This is a genomic window from Streptosporangium amethystogenes subsp. fukuiense, assembly GCF_042665875.1.
GTDB lineage: Bacteria > Actinomycetota > Actinomycetes > Streptosporangiales > Streptosporangiaceae > Streptosporangium > Streptosporangium fukuiense.
The window spans coordinates 2,925,783-2,943,833 of the sequence record NZ_JBHTEE010000001.1 but is presented as its reverse complement, the minus strand read 5'-3'; the positions used below and the strand labels follow the sequence as shown (position 1 = coordinate 2,943,833).

The 18,051-nt window shown below is 70.2% G+C and carries 17 protein-coding genes, 2 pseudogenes and 1 CRISPR repeat array; of the genes and pseudogenes, 13 read left to right on the top strand and 6 right to left on the bottom strand.

The window, feature by feature from the left end:
• Window positions 1-163 precede the first annotated feature (163 nt).
• The 9 genes and pseudogenes from ACFQVD_RS12780 to ACFQVD_RS12740 all read left to right on the top strand — a co-directional run bounded on the left by ACFQVD_RS12780 (window position 164) and on the right by ACFQVD_RS12740 (window position 9,007).
• Entirely contained in the window at window positions 164-1,666 is a 1,503-nt protein-coding gene (locus ACFQVD_RS12780) for a hypothetical protein (RefSeq protein WP_343961053.1), read from the top strand.
• Window positions 1,663-2,304, top strand: coding sequence for a hypothetical protein (locus tag ACFQVD_RS12775; RefSeq protein ID WP_343961055.1), 642 nt, complete (start codon window positions 1,663-1,665; stop codon window positions 2,302-2,304). Before ACFQVD_RS12780 ends, ACFQVD_RS12775 begins: the two co-directional genes overlap by 4 nt.
• 92 nt (window positions 2,305-2,396) lie before the next feature.
• A pseudogene (locus tag ACFQVD_RS12770) lies at window positions 2,397-2,738 on the top strand (class I SAM-dependent methyltransferase); the annotation flags it as partial.
• A 9-nt stretch (window positions 2,739-2,747) separates the two neighbouring features.
• Window positions 2,748-3,089, top strand: coding sequence for a hypothetical protein (locus ACFQVD_RS12765; protein WP_343961059.1), 342 nt, complete (start codon window positions 2,748-2,750; stop codon window positions 3,087-3,089).
• A gap of 5 nt (window positions 3,090-3,094) precedes the next feature.
• Window positions 3,095-3,907 carry a hypothetical protein gene (locus ACFQVD_RS12760; protein WP_343961061.1) on the top strand — a complete coding sequence of 271 codons (813 nt, stop codon included), beginning with the start codon at window positions 3,095-3,097 and terminating at the stop codon, window positions 3,905-3,907.
• Complete coding sequence (locus tag ACFQVD_RS12755; RefSeq protein WP_343961063.1) at window positions 3,907-4,860, top strand: GNAT family N-acetyltransferase; 954 nt, start codon at window positions 3,907-3,909, stop codon at window positions 4,858-4,860. Before ACFQVD_RS12760 ends, ACFQVD_RS12755 begins: the two co-directional genes overlap by 1 nt.
• Window positions 4,857-5,960: an aldo/keto reductase gene (locus ACFQVD_RS12750; RefSeq protein ID WP_343961065.1), complete on the top strand. Its 1,104-nt coding sequence runs from the start codon at window positions 4,857-4,859 to the stop codon at window positions 5,958-5,960. The genes ACFQVD_RS12755 and ACFQVD_RS12750 overlap by 4 nt, the downstream gene beginning before the upstream one ends.
• A complete protein-coding gene (locus tag ACFQVD_RS12745; protein WP_343961067.1) occupies window positions 5,960-6,787 on the top strand; it encodes an endonuclease/exonuclease/phosphatase family protein in 828 nt (275 codons plus the stop codon). The genes ACFQVD_RS12750 and ACFQVD_RS12745 overlap by 1 nt, the downstream gene beginning before the upstream one ends.
• A gap of 90 nt (window positions 6,788-6,877) precedes the next feature.
• Window positions 6,878-9,007, top strand: coding sequence for a B12-binding domain-containing radical SAM protein (locus ACFQVD_RS12740; RefSeq protein ID WP_386271161.1), 2,130 nt, complete (start codon window positions 6,878-6,880; stop codon window positions 9,005-9,007).
• Here the strand turns inward: ACFQVD_RS12740 and ACFQVD_RS12735 are convergent.
• Window positions 9,004-9,639 (bottom strand): hypothetical protein, encoded by a 636-nt coding sequence (locus ACFQVD_RS12735; protein ID WP_343961070.1) that lies wholly within the window; start codon window positions 9,637-9,639, stop codon window positions 9,004-9,006. The genes ACFQVD_RS12740 and ACFQVD_RS12735 overlap by 4 nt on opposite strands.
• 564 nt (window positions 9,640-10,203) lie before the next feature.
• Here ACFQVD_RS12735 and istA point away from each other — a divergent pair.
• The 4 genes and pseudogenes from istA to ACFQVD_RS12715 all read left to right on the top strand — a co-directional run.
• Window positions 10,204-11,733: an IS21 family transposase gene (istA, locus tag ACFQVD_RS12730; RefSeq protein ID WP_386274280.1), complete on the top strand. Its 1,530-nt coding sequence runs from the start codon at window positions 10,204-10,206 to the stop codon at window positions 11,731-11,733.
• Complete coding sequence (gene istB, locus ACFQVD_RS12725) at window positions 11,730-12,509, top strand: IS21-like element helper ATPase IstB (protein WP_364159275.1); 780 nt, start codon at window positions 11,730-11,732, stop codon at window positions 12,507-12,509. The genes istA and istB overlap by 4 nt, the downstream gene beginning before the upstream one ends.
• Before the next feature lie 119 nt (window positions 12,510-12,628).
• Window positions 12,629-14,058: a CRISPR direct-repeat array (repeat unit 28 nt; unit sequence GGACCATCCCCGCGTGCGCGGGGAGCAC).
• A gap of 331 nt (window positions 14,059-14,389) precedes the next feature.
• Window positions 14,390-14,776: a YciI family protein gene (locus ACFQVD_RS12720; protein ID WP_343978184.1), complete on the top strand. Its 387-nt coding sequence runs from the start codon at window positions 14,390-14,392 to the stop codon at window positions 14,774-14,776.
• Window positions 14,776-15,012, top strand: a pseudogene (locus ACFQVD_RS12715) (sigma factor); the annotation flags it as partial. The gene ACFQVD_RS12720 and the pseudogene ACFQVD_RS12715, both read left to right, overlap by 1 nt.
• A 44-nt stretch (window positions 15,013-15,056) precedes the next feature.
• On the opposite strand, the gene ACFQVD_RS12710 reads toward ACFQVD_RS12715, so the two are convergent.
• The 5 genes from ACFQVD_RS12710 to ACFQVD_RS12690 form a co-directional block, all read right to left on the bottom strand.
• Window positions 15,057-15,845: an endonuclease domain-containing protein gene (locus tag ACFQVD_RS12710; protein ID WP_386271158.1), complete on the bottom strand. Its 789-nt coding sequence runs from the start codon at window positions 15,843-15,845 to the stop codon at window positions 15,057-15,059.
• The gene (locus ACFQVD_RS12705) at window positions 15,842-16,519 is read right to left on the bottom strand and encodes a recombinase family protein (RefSeq protein ID WP_343978179.1); all 678 of its coding nucleotides are present in this window, start codon (window positions 16,517-16,519) and stop codon (window positions 15,842-15,844) included. Before ACFQVD_RS12705 ends, ACFQVD_RS12710 begins: the two co-directional genes overlap by 4 nt.
• A complete protein-coding gene (locus tag ACFQVD_RS12700) occupies window positions 16,516-16,734 on the bottom strand; it encodes a hypothetical protein (RefSeq protein ID WP_343978176.1) in 219 nt (72 codons plus the stop codon). The genes ACFQVD_RS12705 and ACFQVD_RS12700 overlap by 4 nt, the downstream gene beginning before the upstream one ends.
• On the bottom strand, window positions 16,709-17,452 hold the full coding sequence (locus tag ACFQVD_RS12695) for a peptide deformylase (protein WP_343978173.1): 744 nt from the start codon (window positions 17,450-17,452) through the stop codon (window positions 16,709-16,711). The genes ACFQVD_RS12700 and ACFQVD_RS12695 overlap by 26 nt, the downstream gene beginning before the upstream one ends.
• A 373-nt stretch (window positions 17,453-17,825) precedes the next feature.
• Window positions 17,826-17,993 carry a hypothetical protein gene (locus ACFQVD_RS12690; RefSeq protein WP_343978170.1) on the bottom strand — a complete coding sequence of 56 codons (168 nt, stop codon included), beginning with the start codon at window positions 17,991-17,993 and terminating at the stop codon, window positions 17,826-17,828.
• Between the last annotated feature and the right edge of the window lie 58 nt (window positions 17,994-18,051).

Genomic DNA, 18,051 nt, shown 5'->3' with positions numbered 1-18,051 from the left:
CCTGGCCCGGGCTGCTGGTACCGGCTTGGCTGACATCAGAACGTGACCAGCAGAGCGCGAGGTGCGACGGGAGGGGCCAGTGATGGCCGTCCCCTTCTCCCCACGCTTCGAATAAGGAGCTCTCGGTGATGATCTTCATGCGGGTGGCGGGTACCGGAACCGGGTGGTTCGGGTGATCCCGCCGGGACGGGTCGCGTCCCTTGACTTCCGGGGTGAGCCGACGGACCTGCCGGAAGCGTTCGCGGCGGTGATCGAAGCGGTCGCGAAACTCGTCGACGTGGTCGACGTGACCGGCGACGCGTTCGACACACGGGTACGGGCACGGCCCGGCGGCGTGGTCCGGTTACTGGCCGACGTGCCCGCCCAGAGTAAAGCGTTCAGCGCGGGCACGCTCGTCGTGACAATGGTGCTGGAGGAAACCACCGGCTGGTCGCTTGAGGAGATGAAAGCGATTCTCGGCGCGGTGCGGCGGGTACCGTTCACCGCCACCGAAATGGGGGTGCTGCGCGCGCAGATGCCGCTGACAGGGGAGCTTCCGCTGTTCGCGCCGCCGGGCTGTCTGTCGCAGGTGGCGCCGGTGTTGACCGTGCACCACATGACGGACTTCCTGGTGCTCGTCGAAGCGGTGCGGGCGATGGGGGTGCCGGCGCAAGCCATCACCGTGCTCGACAAGGGGTACCCGTACCGGCACACCGCCCGGGTTGACACCCACCTGACCCGGCAGGGCGTCACGGTGTGGCCGTGGGAGCGGGCCGCGGACGCGTTGGACGACCACGCCTGCCGGGCCGCCCAGCTCGGCCGGAAAGGGCTGCTGGTCGACGACGGCGGGTACACCCTGCCGGTGCTGCTGGCCGACCGGCCCGGCCTGCTGCCGGACTTCGTCGGCCTGGTCGAGCAAACCATGTCCGGCATCACGAAGCTGGAACCGTGGCAGGGGCGGTTGCCGTTGCCGGTGTTCTCCGTCGCCGAGTCGACGATGAAAGCAACGGTGGAGTCGTACGGGGTGGCGGACGCGGCGATCCGTAACGTGCTGCGGCTGCTGCCAGAGGAGAAACTCGAAGGGCAGCCCGCCCTGGTGGTGGGGTGGGGCCGCATCGGCGAGCAGGTCGCGGAGGTACTGCGGTCCCGGCGGATGCGGGTGGCGGTGCACGACCAGCAGTTGGTGCGGCTCGTCGCCGCCCACGAGCGGGGATTCGTCACCGGCCGCTGCCTGAGCGCGCTGCTGTCGGAGCACCGGCCGGTGCTGGTCGTCGGCAGCACCGGCCGTACGTGTCTGCGGGGCGAACACGCCGCCGCCATCCGCGGCGACTGCCACCTGGTGTCGACCACGTCACGGGACCGGGAGTTCGCGGTCGCCGAGCTCGCCGGCGAAGCCGTGCACGTCAGCGACGACGGGCTGCTGGGTCTGGGGTTGCGGCTGCGATCAGGGGCGCGGGTGACGATCGTCGGCGACGGGTACCCGGTGAACTTCCACCACGCCGAGTCGCTGCCGAACAGCTACTCCGATGTGATCCTCGCGAGTCTCCTCGTGGGCGCCGCCACTCTCGCCGCCCCCGGCCACGGGTTCGCACCGGGCCATAACGTGGCCGCGTCGAACCGGGTTCTGGAATCGTGCGGGCTGCTGGAACGGTACTACGCCCGGTTCGGTCCGAAAGCCGTCCGGTGACGCGGCCGGTCACCGGACAGGGGGAGCGGTACTTCACCGTCGCCGACGCGGGGACGATGTTCAACCCGGGAGTGGTGACCAGCAACGCCCGCCGCCGCCGCGTCTGGTACGAGGAACACGACCCGGCCGCCGCGGTGAGGATCGCGCTTACCGTCGCCCGCCGCTCCTGGATCGACGCGGTAACGGTCGTCCCCGCCGGGGTTGCCCTGGCCGGGGCGGGCCTGGCGCTGGCGTTCGGCGAACACCTGTACGAGGTGCGGCGGTTACGGGGGCTGCGGGGGGCGTGTGTGACGAGCCCGGTGAGGCCGCCGCTGCCGCGGGCCCGGCTGTGCCGGCTGCCGCACCTGGTCACTGTCGAAGGACGCGACGGGGCGTGGCGGGATGTCGCGGTGTGGGAAGTCATGCACGCCGACCGGTTCCAAACGTGGCTGGGCCGTGACAGCGCCGACCTGAAAACCGTGGAGCAGTGGCTGCCGCACCTTCTGAGGTTGCGGGGTGCGGTGCGGGCCAGGGAACTACCTGACTGCGGGGCCGTGCGGGCGCTGTACGCGCTGCTGGAAACCCGTTACCTGTCGCTTCGCCTGGTGCTGGAAAACCCGCACCTGTTCGAAACGTTACTTACGAAGGAGACACGTTGACTAGCAGCTGGTTTTCGCCGTCCGGCGGTGACCTGTCAGCCGGGTACGCCCGCCACGCCGGAACGTTGCGGGGCGCGCTGCGGCACGCCCTGGTGGCTCGGGCGTTGCGCACCCACCTGCCTGACGGGCAGCAGCGGGTGTTGGACGTCGGCGGCGGCGATGGCCACCAGGCCGCGCAGCTTGCCCGCGTCGGCCACCTGGTGACGGTGCTCGACCCGGACCCGGCAATGCTGGAACGCGCCGCTGCCCGGATCGCCGCCGAACCCGGCGAAGTGCGGGACCGGGTTCGTCTCGTCGAAGGGGACGGCGAACACGCCGAAGACGTGGTCGGCGGCGGCTTCGACGTGGTGCTGTGCCACGGCGTGCTCATGTACGTCGCTGACCCTGATCGGTTTGTCCGGCACTTGGCGGGGGCGGCCCGGCCGGGCGGCTTGGTGTCGTTGATGACGAAAAACCAGGACGCGCTGGCCATGCGGCCCGGGCTGGAAGGCCGGTGGGCTGACACGCTCACCGCGCTGCGTGGCGGCCCGCAGCTGGGCAACCTGGGGGTGACCAGCCGCGCCCACAGCGCCGCCGCTGTCGCAACGATGCTGGCGGAGGCGGGCGCGGCCACCACCGCCTGGTACGGGGTGCGGGTGTTCACCGACCATCTGGGCGACGCCCCCGTGGGGGAGAACTTCGACCTGGTGCTCGACGCCGAATGGGAGGCGGGGCGCCGCGACCCGTACCGGCGGGTCGCCCGGCTGCTGCATTTCGTCGCGTGGACCGCCCGGGAAGGACAGTGACCGGGATGCGAACAGCACCTCTTACCGTGGTGGACGCCTGGTCAATGGCGCGCCGCAGCTGCAGCCGGTCGTGTTTCTGCTACCACGCGACGTGGCGGCCGTTCCGCCAGGCCGGAGTGAAAAGCAACCCGCGCTGGCACCTCGACTTCTACCAGCAGGGTCTCGCCGGGCGAACCCCCGCCAGGGTGCTGGTGTGCGGCTCGTCGGACGAGACGATGCCGCAGCTGCTGACCGGGTTGCTGCCCCGCGCGGAGGTCACTGTCGCGGACGCCTGCCCTACGCCGCTGCGTCTCATCGACGCGTGGGCCGACTGGGCGGGGGCGGACGTTGTCACCGCCCGGTCACACGCCCCCGGGCTGGTCGGCCTGTCCGGACCATTCGATGTGATCGTCACTGACGGGTTGTTGTCGCTGCTGCCTGGCACGGCCGCGCGAGACGCGCTGCTCGCCCGGTGGGCGGAGCTGCTGGCCGGCGACGGTGTGCTGCTGTACACGACCCGGCTGGCGGGTCCGGGCGGCCAGCTGGAGTTCGACAAACCCAGCCGGGCGGTGCAGGCGTTAGCTGCCGCGACGTGGCCCGCCCCGCCGGCGGAGCGGGTGCGGCTCGCCCGGGAGCGGTGGCAGACGCCGTCCCGGCCCGCCCCGTACAAGACGGCTGGGCAGGTCGCTGACGCGTTCCGCGCGCAGTTCAAGCAGGTGCGGGTGTTCACTCGGGCGGCGGCGCCGACGCTGACGTTGGCGGCGCATCCGGCGTTTTGGGCGGGGCGGGGCAGCGTGTGTGTCGGCGTGGTCGCCGCCCTGCCGAGAGAGGAGCGGTGATGCAGCCGGTCAACATTTCCGTGTACCGGCCCGGTACCGTCCTGGACGATGAGCTCGCCGGCCTCGGGTACGCGGCGATGCGGGGCTGGCCGGATCAGCGGCCGGTGACGGCCGCGCTGGTGCGGTCACGGCTCCGCCCGCCGGGGAAGGCGCTGCCGACGATGCTGTTCGTGTCGCGGACGGCGAGCGGCGGCCTGGCCGCCGCGGCGGCGGTGCGGCATTCCGCGGCGCCCGGCGCACCGGCCCGCCTGTGGGGGCCTGTGGTCGCCCCCGAATGGCAGCGGCGGGGGCTGGGCACCCTGCTGCTGCAGTACGTGACGGATTATCTGCCCGGGCATGGGGTGGTGGCGCTCACCGCGGAAATCCCGGCGTCCCGCGAGCACGGGTGCGCCCTGTACGAACGCGCCGGATGGGTTCCGCACTCGTCGGCGGTGCTGCTGAAAGGGCCGCTCGCACCACCCGCCCACCCGCCAGTCGGCGGGGTGCGGGTGCGGCCGGTGGGGGTGTCTGACGCGGCCGCGCTGGGCCGCCTGTACCGGGCGGTCAACCCCGGCCATGGGGGTGTCGTGGCGGAGAACACGTACTGGCGGTGGGGGAGCGACGAACGGTTCGTCGCTGACGGGCTGCTCGGCGTGGACGGCGCCGTCGGGGAGTTGCGGGCGGCCGCCCTGGTGTACCCGCTCATTCACGCATCGCCGGGGGAGCCCGCGGAGGCGTTGCTGGCCGACGTGCTCGTGCGGCCCGGCGAGGATCGGGCGGCGGTGGCGCAGCCGTTGATCGCGGCGACGTTGGCTGCCGGCATCCGCCATGACGCCGTGGTGGCCCGCGCCGTGGTTCCGGCCGCCCAGCGTGACCTGCTGGCAGACCTGCGCGCGGCAGGCCTGACCGCTCGGGAAGACATTCGCTACTACCAGGCGCCGCTGAAATCATCTGCTCGAAGGGAAGCGTCATGACATCGTCTGCTGTTTCGTCGTCGCGTCGGACGTTGGGCCGGTGCGGTATCACCGTGCCCGCGGTCGGGGTCGGCTGCTGGGGGATCGGCGGCCCAGCGGAAAACCTGGGTCTACCGATGGGGTGGTCCACCGGTAGTTCCGCAGCGGCTGCCGCCGCTGGCCTGGAAACCGCCTGGCAGGGCGGCGCCCGCCTGTTCGACACCGCTGACGTGTACGGGTTGGGCCGGTCTGAAAGGCTGCTGGGTGACCTGGTGGCGCGGGTGCCGCGCGACGAGATCGTGCTGGTGTCCAAGGTCGGCTACTTCGCAGGCACCGCCCAGCATGGGTTCGACCCGCGGCACATGCGCCGCCAGCTGGAACAAACCCTGGACAACCTGCGCACCGACCACGTCGACGTGTATTTCCTGCATCATTCGGAGTTCGGGGCCGGTGACCGGTGGTTGGAGCCCGCGGTCGAGGCGATGCGGGCGTTCACCCGGGAGGGGCTGATCCGGGCGGTTGGTATGCGTGGGCCGCACCGGTTCGCGCGTGATCGTCTTACTGTGGCTGCGGACCAGCGCGGCGACAAGATCGCCCGGTTCCAGGCGGTGTTCGACGTGGTTCGCCCGGACGTGCTCGCGGTCCGCGACCACTTGCTGTCACCTGCCGCCCGCTCGGAAGGGATCTTCGCGTTCGCGGAGCGGCACAACGTCGGCGTGCTGATCAACAAGCCGTTGGCGCAGGGCCTGCTCACCGGCGTCTACGACCCGACTGCCCTGCCGCTGTTCGGGGCGGGGGATCACCGCTCCCGGAAGCGGTGGTTCACCCCCGCGGCGATCGAGGTCATCAACGGAGGGTTGAAGGAACTTCACGGCGTGGTCGGCTGGAACCGCAAAGACCTGATCCGGGTCGCTTTGTGGGCGTGTTTGGGCCGGTACGAGCAAGCGGCGGTGCTGGTGGGTTTCACCACACCGGAGCAGGTGGCGATGAACCTGTCCGCGCTGAGCGACCCCCCGCACCCAGAACTGATCGCCCAAGCCCGCGCGATCATGGGGCGGGTACAGGCCCGCCTGGACGAACAAGGCGAGGTTTTCCTCGACGAAACCGGGGGAAGCGCCTGATGGGCGGGGCCGGCCACCAGCAGCTGAGTTTCTCGCCGCCGGAGGCGCAGCACGGTGTGCTGCCAGGCCAGGTGCGGGTGCTGACGCTCAACGTGCAGCACGCCAGCCCGTCCCGGTCGCGGCGGCAAGCTGACTGGTTGGCGGGGCAGGACGCCGACGTGGTTGTGCTGACCGAGGTGACGCCGGGCGGCCACAGCATCGCTCAGGAGTTGAGCGAGCGGGGGTTCTCCGTGCACCTGGCCGACGGCGGCTCCGACTACCTGACTGTGGTCGCCTCCCGCATCGGCAAGCAGGAACCGGTCCCCGAGGTGCGACCCGGTCACCTGCCGCACCGGTGCGCCGCTGTCCGCATCCACCTCGACGACGGGCTCACCGTCGGCGTGGTCGGCCTGTACGTGCCGTCCCGCGGCCCCCGAGAACGCCGCAACGTCGACAAACGCGCGTTTCAGAACGCGGTGGTGGAGTTGCTGCCCGACATGGCTGGTGAACTCGCCGTGACAGGCCCTGTCGTCATCGCCGGAGACCTGAACGTCGTCGAACGGGGCCACCGGCCGCACCACACCGTGTTCGGCACCTGGGAGTACGAGTTTTACGCCGCATTCGCCGCCGCCGGGTACGGCGACGCTTTCCGCCACTGCCACCCCGACGGGCTCGACCACTCCTGGTACGGGCGCCGCAGCGGCGAAGGCTACCGCTTCGACCATATTTTCAGCTCGCCCGTGGCCGCAGTCGTCGACTGCCGTTACGTGCACGAGCCGCGCACCACGGGGCTCAGTGACCACGCGGCGATGACCGCGACCCTCGCCGTGCCCGCCAGCACTCTCTAACACCGCTCGTCTCACACCCTCGTGGCGCCGCTTCGCGGCGCCACGAGGCGAGTTCGTCATGCCCTTCTTCTTCTATGCACGGAGGTTCGCATGCCCCCCACCGCCGCCAGCCTGAACCTGCTGCTGGACGCCATCGGCCGGCTCAGGCTCACCCCGCTGACCGCCGCCCAGCAGCAGACGATCCGGGAAGTCCCCTACTCCCAGCCGAACAGGTTGCGTGACGTCGTGGCCGGGCTGCTGCCTGGCCACGACGTCGTGCTCGCCGGAACGTTGGAGCGGCGGCTGCTGGCCGCCACCACCGGCCGGCCCGGCACATGGCTGCTGGCCGACCTGTCCGGGCAGCCGCACGAAACCCGCGCCTGGCCCGGCTGGGCCGCGCAGCACCTGCGGCTGCACACCCCCGGGGGCTGGGTCAGCCGCGCCGACCTGACGGGCGCCGCGGTGGCCCGGCTGACCCGGCCGCGAATCCTCCTCGCCGCCCTGTACCGGCCCGAGTGCTTTCCGCTGCCGCGTTTCCCGCTGGCGATCTCCGACCTGGCGAGGGCGGCCCGCTCCACCCTGTCGGGGCACGTGAACCTGATGGACATGCAGCTCGGCGCCACCCTCGACGACATCATCGGAGCCGTCCGCGCCCAGCGGCCCGACATCCTCGGAGTGTCGGCGACGTTCGGCCAGCACGATTTGATGACCCGCCTGCTCGACGCGGTCCAAGACGACGTGCCGCTGATCCTCGCCGGCGGCAGCTTGACGGTCCGCAACGAAGCGCTGCTGCTGGAACGTTACCCGCAGCTGCTCATCGCCCGCGGCGCCGGCGAGCCGACCATCCGTGACGTCATCGCCCACTGGCACGGCGACCTCGAACGTGATCAGATCCACGGCATCGGGTACGTGGGGGCGGCCCGCGGCGGCGCTTTCACGCTGGCCCGCCGCCGCACCGCGGTCGTCCCGAACCGGGACGCCGACGACTTCTTCCCCGAACTGGACTTGATGCAGGACACGTTCGCCCACCAAGGGGTGGCACAGCTGGAAACCACGAGAGGCTGCACCAGTAAATGCTCGTTCTGCCCGAGAGGCCACAAAGGCACCTGGGCGGGGGGAGCCCCGGAGCAGCTGCAGTGGATGCTGGCCGCCCTCGACGAGGAGTTCAACCGCCACCCCGGGATTTCCCGCACCCTGTACCTGGTCGACGAGGAGGCCATCGGGCGCGGCGACGACGCGGTGCCGCGAGCCCTGGCTGTCGCCGCGGAAATCACGAAAGCCGGTTTCCGGTGGGAGACGTCGTGCCGTATCGACCAGGTCGCCCACCCCGGGTACGACACCGGCTGGCATGTGGAGCGGGCCCACATGTGGCGGACCCTCGTCCGTGACGGGCTGCGCCGCTGCCTGTTCGGTGTGGAATCCGGGGTGACGTCCATTCTGGAACGTTTCAACAAGGACACCACTGCGGAGCAGAACGCGCTGGGCATCCGTACCCTGTCGGCGCTGGGCACACCGACCCGCTTCACCTACATCACGTTCGACCAGCTGATGACGGTTGAGGAGTTGCGTGCCACGCACGCCTTCCTAGGCCGCACTGATCTGCTGCTGCGCCCGCTGCCGCACCTGAGCGCCGAACAGATCGTCGACGGTGTCCGAGACCCGGGATTCATCGCCGAGCACAGCACCGGCCGGCCGTTTTACACCGGCGTGTCATACATGCTGGTGTCGATGGAGTGTTTGATCGGCGCCGCCTACACCCGGCAGGTGCAGGCGGCGGGCCTGGCCGGGCAGGTGCGCCCGTCGATGGGCCGCGTCGACGCGGCGTTCGCCGATTCGCGGATCGGCGTGTGCTCCGAGCGGGCGCAGCTGTGGGTGGACCGCAATTTCGCGATCGACTACACGCTGAAATCCCTGGAAAAGGTGTTGGACGGTGAGCCGCGCCGGCAGGTCCGGGCGGCCCGGGTCGTCATCAAGGACGCCGCGTTCACCATCCTCACCGGCATGATCAACCTGGTGGATGGGTGTGTTGACCCGTCGCAGGGGGCGCCGCTCACCGCCCTGCTCGACGCCCTGCTCGACGCCGAGTTCGACCGGCTGCGCGACCGCATGGCCACCACCGTCCCCGCGGTGGTGGCGGCGCTGCCGGGCCAGGCCGCCGACCGGCTCGTCTACGAGCACCAGCGGTGGGCGGCCTCAACAGGCTGGGAGCTGATCAACGCTGCTGACCCGTGCGGAACCTAACCGGCGGAAGGCTCAGGGATCGGTACCCAGTTGAACTCGGGGCAGTGGCGAGCGTACGTGACGAGTTTCCACGTCGCGTAGTCGCCGGTGCGGCCAGAGCCGCGCAGCAGGTGCTTCACCCAGGTGTGGGCGACGCGTTCCTCCCGGCTCATGCCGGCATCGATTTCGTCGAGCATGCGGCAGGCGACCGTGAAGTCTTCCTCGGTGAGCGCCGACAGGTCGATGTCGACACCATCGACGTCAAAGGAGAACACCAGCCGGGTGGTGGTGAAACTGGTGAAGCGTTCACCTTTGAACGCGGCGTGCGGGGCGAGCGCCGCCATCAGCTCGTCCCGCTCGGCGACGGGGTAGCCGATACCCAGGTCCAGGTCGCTGGACTCCAGGTTGAGCTGAATGCCGAAAGAGCCGACATCGCGTGGGGTGTGGCCCGTCCAGGACTCGACGAGCCGGGCTGCTTCGGCACGGATCCGCAGGAGCCGCGGGTCCTCCGCGCGGCGCGCCTGCCAGAACGCTTCGGCTCGGGCGAACTCGCCGGCGGGAAACGACTCAGGGTTGGCCCACTTGGCAGCGAGGAAGACGTCAAGATCAAGAGCGGTGGTGTGCGCGTCTGCGGACAGTGTTTGGTCGGTCACCGGGTCAGCGTAGTAACAGCAGTGTCGTCGACTACGCAGGTTGACGGTAATTGGTGGCGGCGTCCGGCAGCTCAGTGCGCTGCGCTCTGGCCGTGAGCAGAAGACGAGGGGGCTTCGGCGCCTGCGCGAGGGCGGCACCGTCGCCTCCGCTTACCCCGGCTTGTTCGTGGCTGGCGGCCGGTGCGCCCCTCTATGCCAAGCTCAACTGGGGACCATCCCCGCGTGCGCGGGGAGCACAAGCGAGTGGACACCCCGGCAGGGTGGGCGACGGGACCATCCCCGCGTGAGCGGGGAGCACGGCGATCCCGTGCCCGTAGACCTGTTGAGACAGGGACCATCCTGAGAGCGGTCACGTGGAACTCTTGATCGGCGGACAGAAAAGTCGCGGCTGACGGACACCGGTTCCTGGTGGGCGGCCACCAAAAGTCTTGGTCAATGGCCAGGCCGATCTCCTGATCTTGTCCGTGTGTCACAGCTTGGGTTCCCCTCCGCGGGGGCTTGGGTTGCGGGTTGTCGAGACCTTGCACCCCAGACCCGCGGAGGGGGCCCGTGACGAAGTCTGGCATGGAGCTGATGGAGATTTACGAGGCTTACGACCTGACCGGGTGCGCCTGGTCGGCGGCGCAACTGGCGGGGTGTGACCCCAAGACGGTGCGCCGGTATATCGCGATCCGCGCGGCGGGCGGCAACCCGCACCAGCCGGCGCCGCGACCTAAGGCGATCGACGCGTTCCTGGCGAAGATCGAGGAGAAGGTCGACCGGTCGAAAGGGAAGATCCGCGCGGACGTGGTGCACAAAGACCTGGTCGCGATGGGATTCGCCGGGTCCGAGCGGACCACGCGGCGGGCGGTCGCCGAGATCAAGGCGGCCTGGAAGGCCGGACGGCGGCGCGTCTACCGGCCCTGGGTGCCTGAGCCGGGGATGTGGCTGCAGTGGGACTGGGGCGAGGGCCCGCGGATCGGTGAGCGCCGCACGCAGCTGTTTTGTGCCTGGCTGGCCTGGTCGCGGTTTCGGGTGGTGATCCCCGCCTGGGATCAGACGCTGGCCACGTTGACGTCGTGCCTGGACGCGGCGCTGCGGCGGCTGGGCGGGGCGCCGACGTATCTGCTGACCGACAACCCCAAGACGGTCACGATCGAGCACATCGCCCGCATCGCGGTGCGCCACCCGCAGATCGTCGAGCTGGGGCGGCATTACGGGTGCGTGGTGACTACCTGCGAGCCGTTCGATCCCGAGTCCAAGGGCGGGGTGGAGGCAACGGTGAAGATCGCCAAGGCGGACCTGGTGCCCACCCACGCCAACCTCCGCGCCGCCTATGGGAGTTTCACCGAGTTGGAGACCGCGTGTGCTGCCTGGAGTGAGCACATCAACGGCCGCCGCCATCGCGAGACACACCGGCCGCCGATCGAGATGCTGGCCGAGGAACGCGCTCGCCTGCACGTGCTGCCCGCCGATCCCTACGTGCTCGCGCTCGGCGCCGAGCGCCTGGTCTGCGACGACCGGACCGTCCGCTGGGGCGATGTGCGCTACTCGGTGCCGCCCGGCCACGAGGGACAGACGGTCTGGTGCCGCGTCCACGGCGACGAGTTGGTCATCGTCGGCCGCTCCGGCACCGATGAGCAGCACGGTCAGCACGGTCTGAGGGAACTGTGGCGGCATCGGCTGTCGGTTCCGGGCCGGCCGCGGATCGTCGATGCCCACTATCCCGAGCACGAGGGCGGCAACGGCCCCAAAGCGCCCCGGCCTCGCCCGCGGACCAAGGCCGAAGAAGCGTTCCTGGCGATCGGGCCGGGTGCGCAGGCGTGGCTGATCGAGGCCGCCGCCACCGGAGTGGTGCGGATCCGCACCAAAATGGCCCGCGCGGTCGAGCTGGCCAGTCTGCTGGGCGCGGCCCGGGTGGATGAGGCGCTCGGCCTGGCCGCGATCAACGGCCGGTTCGCCGAAGCCGATCTGGCCTCCATCTGCGACCACCTCGCGTTGCATGAGCACGCCGGTGAAAACACCCGTGTCGACGAGGCTCACTCGGTCCAGCCCGGCACCGCTTCCTGGGCTGCCTTCAGTAACACCAACAGCGTCAAAGGAGATCACTCGTGAGTGTCACCCTTCCTGCGGCCCCACCGGTCCCGGCCGAGTTGGAGGCCCTGTTTCGCCGGATGCGTTTTCCTTACGCCCGCAAAGCGGCGCCCGAGGTGCTGGCGACCGCCCGCGCGCAACGCTGGGACCCAGCCGAAGTCGTGCGCGTCCTGCTCAATGAGGAGGTCGTCGGCCGCGACCAGGCGACCCGCCGCAACCGGCGCAAGAGCGCGGGCTTTCCCTCCGGCAAGACCTTTTCCTCCTGGCGGCGCGAGGGCTCCACGATCAACGAGGCCACCCAGAACGCGCTGATGACGCTGGAATGGGTCAGCCGCGCGGAGAACCTGGTGATCGCCGGACCGTCCGGCACCGGCAAGTCCCACTTCGCTGAGGCACTGTCGCATCTGGCGATCGAAAAAGACCTGCGGGTGGCCTGGTTCACTCTGGAGTCTCTCAGTGCCACGGTCGGCCGGGCCAAGATCGACGGATCGGTCTCGCGCGCCATCGGCCGCATCTGCCGCAGCGACGTCATCGTTATCGATGATATCGGGTTGCTGCCGGTCGGCCACGAGACCTCCGAGGCGTTCTACCGCGTTATCGATGCCGCCTACGAGCGCCGCTCGGTCGTGGTCACCAGCAACATCCACCCGTCGGGTTTCGACACCATCATGCCCAAGACGCTCGCCACCGCGACCGTCGACCGGCTGATGCACCACGCCCACCTGGTGGAGACCAGCGGCGACTCCCATCGCCTGGCCGAGGCTCTGTCCGGGCGTGGAGTGATCCCGCTGACCTGACCGCCCACCCGGAGATCGACCTGGCCACCCACCGGGATTCCCAGTGGCCACGCCAGGAATTTTGATGGCCATCAGCCAGGAGAAATCTGGCCGCTCAACTGGAGAACGGCGTGTCCGCTAGCACATCCCCGCGTGCGCGGGGAGCACAGGATGTCTGCGGCTTCCCTGTCGGCGCGGTGGGGACCATCCCCACGTGCGCGGGGAGCACCACGGGCTTGCCTTGGGAACCCATAGGAGGACGGGACCATCCCCGCGTGCGCGGGGAGCATAGGCCGTCGTCGTGCTTGATCTCCATGACGTGGGGACCATCCCCGCGTGCGCGGAGAGCACGTGACGTCGAGCCCGAACTCGTTCCACGCGAAGGGACCATCCCCGCGTGCGCGGGGAGCACAGCAGCGGGCGGTCCTTTACGCGGGCGGTGCAGGGAGCATCCCCGCGTGCGCGGGGAGCACAGATTGAGAAGGCTAAGGCATTCCGGTTCCGAGGGACCATCCCCGCGTGCGCGGGGAGCACGCCCCTTGCCGAGCGAGGCGGACCCGAGCCGGAGGACCATCCCCGCGTGCGCGGGGAGCACACGGGGCAACGTCTCACCGGCTGATCACTCCAGGGACCCTCCCCGCGTGCGCGGGGAGCACAGAACCATGAACACCACCCTGATCCCCGGCACGGGACCATCCCCGCGTGTGCGGGGAGCACCGTAATGGCGACGCTCCCGCCGTCCGGCATCAAGGACCATCCCCGCGTGCGCGGGGAGCACGAGCGGGAGGCACAGGACCGTGCCGACACACTGGGACCATCCCCGCGTGCGCGGGGAGCACTCCGACTGCTTGGTCTCGGCGTACGCGATGAGGGGACCATCCCCGCGTGCGCGGGGAGCACGGCGTCCGGCGGGGCGAAGAAGACCAGCACCAGGGACCATCCCCGCGTGCGCGGGGAGCACGTCTGCCCGCCGGATGGAACCGTGCTCGACCCGGGACCATCCCCGCGTGCGCGGGGAGCACGGCGGGGCACCATGACCCGCGAGGGGTCACCCGGGACCATCCCCGCGTGCGCGGGGAGCACCGCGAGTGAACGAGGGCTTCTCGGTAGCGGCCGGGACCATCCCCGCGTGCGCGGGGAGCACAGATCGCGCCGTGGTGCACGCAGGCCGTGATCGGGACCATCCCCGCGTGCGCGGGGAGCACACCGCCTCGACCTGGTCGGCGGCGAACATGTCGGGACCATCCCCGCGTGCGCGGGGAGCACAGACGTCCAGAGGTCTAGATGCCCGAATGGGGGGACCATCCCCGCGTGCGCGGGGAGCACCCACCACCTCCATACCACGACACCATCGTTTCGGGACCATCCCCGCGTGCGCGGGGAGCACTTGTGCGCGGCCACGCCGATCTTCAAGACCTCGGGACCATCCCCGCGTGCGCGGGGAGCACCCGTGAGCGTCTTGTCGATGAGGAGCAGCAGCAGGACCATCCCCGCGTGCGCGGGGAGCACAAGTCGAACGCTGTCCCCGACAGGCCGCCGGAGGGACCATCCCCGCGTGCGCGGGGAGCACAGACGTCCAGGTGTCTAGATCTCCAGAGGGGATGGACCATCCCCGCGCGGGGATGGTCCCCAGCCGGTGACGACCGGCAGGCGGAGGTCGGCGCGATCGTTATCTGGGGTTGTTAAGCGAACCTGCTGGTCAATCGTATGAAGGTCGTTAAGGCACATCAGGCAAGTGGAGGCGGGCATGGTGGAGTCCGGCGCGAAGGTGATCGATCGGTGATTAGCCGTTGCGATGTCGCTGTGAGAGATTTCTCCGGGGTCGTGTCGATCGGCGGGCCGCTCGTTCGACGTGAGGGAGTGAGGGCCGAGGGGCGGCCCCGCCGGACGAGGAGAACACGATGTCGAAGTACATGCTGATCATGCGGGGCGCCGATGAGACGAACGCGGCCATGATGGCTTCGATCGACGAGGCGATGGCCGCGACCGGCCGGTTCATCGAGGACATGATGAAGGCTGGGGTCCTCGTCGCGGCCGAAGGGCTGGACGATCCGGGTCAGGGCGTCGTGGTTGACTTCGCAGGCGAGGCGCCGGTGGTCACGGACGGGCCCTACGGTGAGACCAGGGAACTGTTCGGTGGCTACTTCCTGCTCGATGTCGCCACGAAGCAGGAGGCGGTCGAGTGGGCCAAGCGGGTCCCGGCGGTCCGCGGGTCCAAGATCGAGGTACGGCGGGTGGCCGAGGCCGACGAGGTCCCGCAGGGCGGCGAGAACGACGGCCGGATCTGATGGGCAGAGCCGACGTTGAGGCCGTCTGGCGGATCGAGTCGGCCCGGATCGTCGCCGCGCTGACCCGCTTCACCGGCGATTTCGGGCTGGCCGAGGACGCGGCCCAGGAGGCGGTGGCCGAGGCGCTGGTGTCGTGGCCGCACGCCTGTCCGGCCAATCCGGCCGGCTGGCTGATGGCCACGGCCCGGCGGCGGGCGATCGACGCGATCCGCCGCCGGGCCGCTCTCCAGGACCGATAGGCCTCCGGGGAGGAGCGGACCGGAGGCCGATGCCGAGCGCCTCACGCGCCGGATCGCCGGGGTTTGCGGCTGATCGCAGCTCGCGGGTAGGTCAGGCCGAGGTGAGCGGCCGGCGGGTCGTTGAGGTAGTCGCCCCAGGCGCAGCCGGTGGGGTGGGGGCAGGTCTCCAGCCAGGTGTTGCAGTGCCGGCATAGCAGGCCGCGGACCTGGAAGCTGGCGGGGTCGTGGTCGACGAACACACCGAGCGTGCTGTGGCATGTGTGGCAGGCCGGGCCCAGGGCCGCGATCAGCGCTCTGATGATCGGGCCGAGGACCGGCCCCTGGAACGGAGGCCACCGTGCGCTGTCTTGGTCGACCGGGCAGCGCTCGCGTCGCCTGACGAGCGCGGGGTCGGTCTCGGAGTCGAGGGCGAGCTCGGAGTCGAGGGCGAGCACCGCCCAGCGTACCGACCCGCTTCCCGGGTGGCCCTCCTCTGGCCGGGTGCCGGTGGGCGGGTTGACCCGATAGTGGTGTCCGTCCGCGCTCCACCACTTGCACCATTGCTCGTGCGGCAGAGCTGGGGGCGGCGGCTTCTTCCGTCCTCGCCACGCTCGAGCGCAAAGGTATCGCGTGCCATGACGCAGGTGGTAGCGGCCGTCGTCGCCGAGCACGGCGATCGGAGGGGTGAGCGCGACGGATCCGGTGATGAGGCGGCAGGGCTGAGCGGCCCTGGCGGAGGCCAGCGCTGCCAGGGCCGCGGGCTCGTCGGTGTCGGCCACCCAGGCCAGCCGGTGCAGGAGCGCGTCGCGACGGTGCTCGGGGAAGTCGGCGGGCCCCAGCCAGGCGATCATGAGGTTGTCTGCGAGGCGGGGAGTTCGTGAGCACCTGCGGTCCTGCCGGTGCGGAGCTGTTGCAGGTCGGGGATGTGGTTGTACAGGGTGCCCGGGGAGACGCCGAGCAGCTTGGCGATCGAGGTGATCGAGTTGGCGGGGTTGGGCAGCATGTCGCGGGCGGCGCGCAGGAGTTCGGGGGTGATGACGGTGGGGCGTCCGCCGGTGCGGCCGCGGGCCCTGGCGGCGGCCAGGCCGTCGCGGGTGCCGGCGACGATGAGTTCGCGGATGAACTCGGCCAGGGCGGCGAAGACGTGGAAGATGAGCCGGCCGCCGGGGGTGGTGGTGTCGAGGTTCTCGTGCAGCGAGGTGAAGCCGATCTCGCGCTTGCGCAGCTCGCCGGCCATGGTGATGAGGTCGGCCAGGGAGCGGCCGTAGCGATCCAGGCTCGGGACGACGAGGGTGTCGCCCTCGGTCAGGAAGGCGTGGCAGGCGGCGAGCTCGGGCCGGTCGGCGGTCTTGCCGGACTTCTTGTCGGCGAACACGCGCCGGCAGCCCGCCGTCTTGAGCGCGTCCAGCTGGCGCTCGAGGTTCTGCCCGGCGGTGGAGACGCGGGCGTAGCCGATGCGGATCTCGCTGCGGTGGGCGGGGAAGGCGGCCAGCGGGTCGGCGGGGAGCTGCAGGGCGTCGGTCACGCCGGCCATTCTCTCAACAAACGGTGTTCGGAGGTTGTTGAACCGCCCGGGTTGTTGAAGGAGTTTTTGAAGGCTTGGGAGGCCTCCGGCAGCCCGTTTTCAAGATCTTCAGAAAACGAGGTTTTCTGAAGCTGCGGGAGGTCTTCGATCGCGGGTTGCGGCCCGGCCGCGCGCCGCTTTCGTTCGTCGTCAGGGGCGTCTCCAGGGCTGGCCAATGCCGCGATACTCCTCCACCGGGATGGGCGTGACGCCCTTTCGCATGCGGCTGGTGTACAGCCGGCCGGCGAGGTGGTCGATCTCGTGGGCGACCAGGCGGGCCAGCCCGTACGGGAACGCGGTGATCTTTCTCTGCCCGTCCAGGGTGGTGTGCTCGACCTCCAGGGTGAGCGGGCGGGGGGCCATGCCGCGCACGTCGAAGAAGGACAGGCATCCCTCGTACTGCTCGTCGGTCTCGGCGCAGGCGTCGGTGATGCGGGGGTTGAGCAGCACGACCGGGTCGGCGTCGGGGTCGGGCGGGATGACGATGGCGGCGGCCCGGCCGATGCCGACCTGCGGCGCGGCCAGGCCCATGCCCTTGCCGAACACGTGGTGTTCGCGGACCCGTTGCAGAGCGGCGAACAGTGCGTCGATCACCTCGCTGGCCGCCTCGGCCTGCTCGGGTAGGTCGAAGGGCTCGGCGACGGCGGCCAGGATGGCATCTCCGGCCTGGACGATCCCGGCGGCCTTCATCCGGTCGCTGCTGGTGCGCAGGCTCGGCGCTGCGTCCGTCTCGCCGGGCCGGGCGCGGAAGCGCCATTCCAGCCGGTAGCGGGCGCCCATCGGCGGATCGGCGGTGCCCCAGGCGAACAGCGTCTCATCCGCGCGCTGGGTACGGGTGATGGGGTCGTGCAGCGGGACGGCCTCGGCGGTGGTGGAGGTCTCGGTGCCCCACACCTTCGGCTCGAGCGCGGGTCGCCGAGATGCTCGGCTACACCTTTCAAGCCACTACACGCCACGCGGCGGCGGCTGGCAGCCCTTGGAGCCGTTACGCCGCTGGCGACCACACAGAGTGACCATGGATCTGCCCGCACAGGCGAACACAGATCACTCAATCAACGGTCTCTGCCAGTACTGACCCCCGACTCATCCCGAACGCCCAGACCGAAAACCACGTGCCCGCAAGGGGCGACGGTCGCCCATCGTGACCTGCGCCAACCTCAGCTCCAGGTTCTTCTGCTCGGTATCGGCGCTCCAGCGCACTACGCCCTCGTCCATCCGGGCGCCCAGGTGGATGTGCCGCAGTGCGTCGGCCGTGACCGTACGTCAATCAGCTCTCGGCAGGCAACTGGTCGACGCGGCCCGGCTCCACCTCGGTCGCGGCCGCGATCAATTGCACCAGGCCGCTGACGGTCGGGATGCGCGGGCCGATCCCCACATGCGGCGCATCCGCGATCGGGTCGTCTGGCAGGTCATCGCGCCACAGCTGTGCGTACACCGCTTAATGATCACAGAACGCGGTTTTCCTGCCGCTAATAAAGATCTTTACAGGTACC

What these genes read in the sequence shown, in the direction of transcription:
- ACFQVD_RS12720 (WP_343978184.1), top strand. Translation starts at nt 14,390, where the DNA reads ATGTCGAAGTACATGCTGATCATGCGGGGCGCCGATGAGACGAACGCG.
- ACFQVD_RS12745 (WP_343961067.1), top strand. Translation starts at nt 5,960, where the DNA reads ATGGGCGGGGCCGGCCACCAGCAGCTGAGTTTCTCGCCGCCGGAGGCG.
- ACFQVD_RS12765 (WP_343961059.1), top strand. Translation starts at nt 2,748, where the DNA reads ATGACGAAAAACCAGGACGCGCTGGCCATGCGGCCCGGGCTGGAAGGC.
- ACFQVD_RS12740 (WP_386271161.1), top strand. Translation starts at nt 6,878, where the DNA reads ATGCCCCCCACCGCCGCCAGCCTGAACCTGCTGCTGGACGCCATCGGC.
- ACFQVD_RS12755 (WP_343961063.1), top strand. Translation starts at nt 3,907, where the DNA reads ATGCAGCCGGTCAACATTTCCGTGTACCGGCCCGGTACCGTCCTGGAC.
- ACFQVD_RS12760 (WP_343961061.1), top strand. Translation starts at nt 3,095, where the DNA reads ATGCGAACAGCACCTCTTACCGTGGTGGACGCCTGGTCAATGGCGCGC.
- istA (WP_386274280.1), top strand. Translation starts at nt 10,204, where the DNA reads ATGGAGCTGATGGAGATTTACGAGGCTTACGACCTGACCGGGTGCGCC.
- ACFQVD_RS12750 (WP_343961065.1), top strand. Translation starts at nt 4,857, where the DNA reads ATGACATCGTCTGCTGTTTCGTCGTCGCGTCGGACGTTGGGCCGGTGC.
- ACFQVD_RS12710 (WP_386271158.1), bottom strand. Translation starts at nt 15,845, where the DNA reads ATGATCGCCTGGCTGGGGCCCGCCGACTTCCCCGAGCACCGTCGCGAC.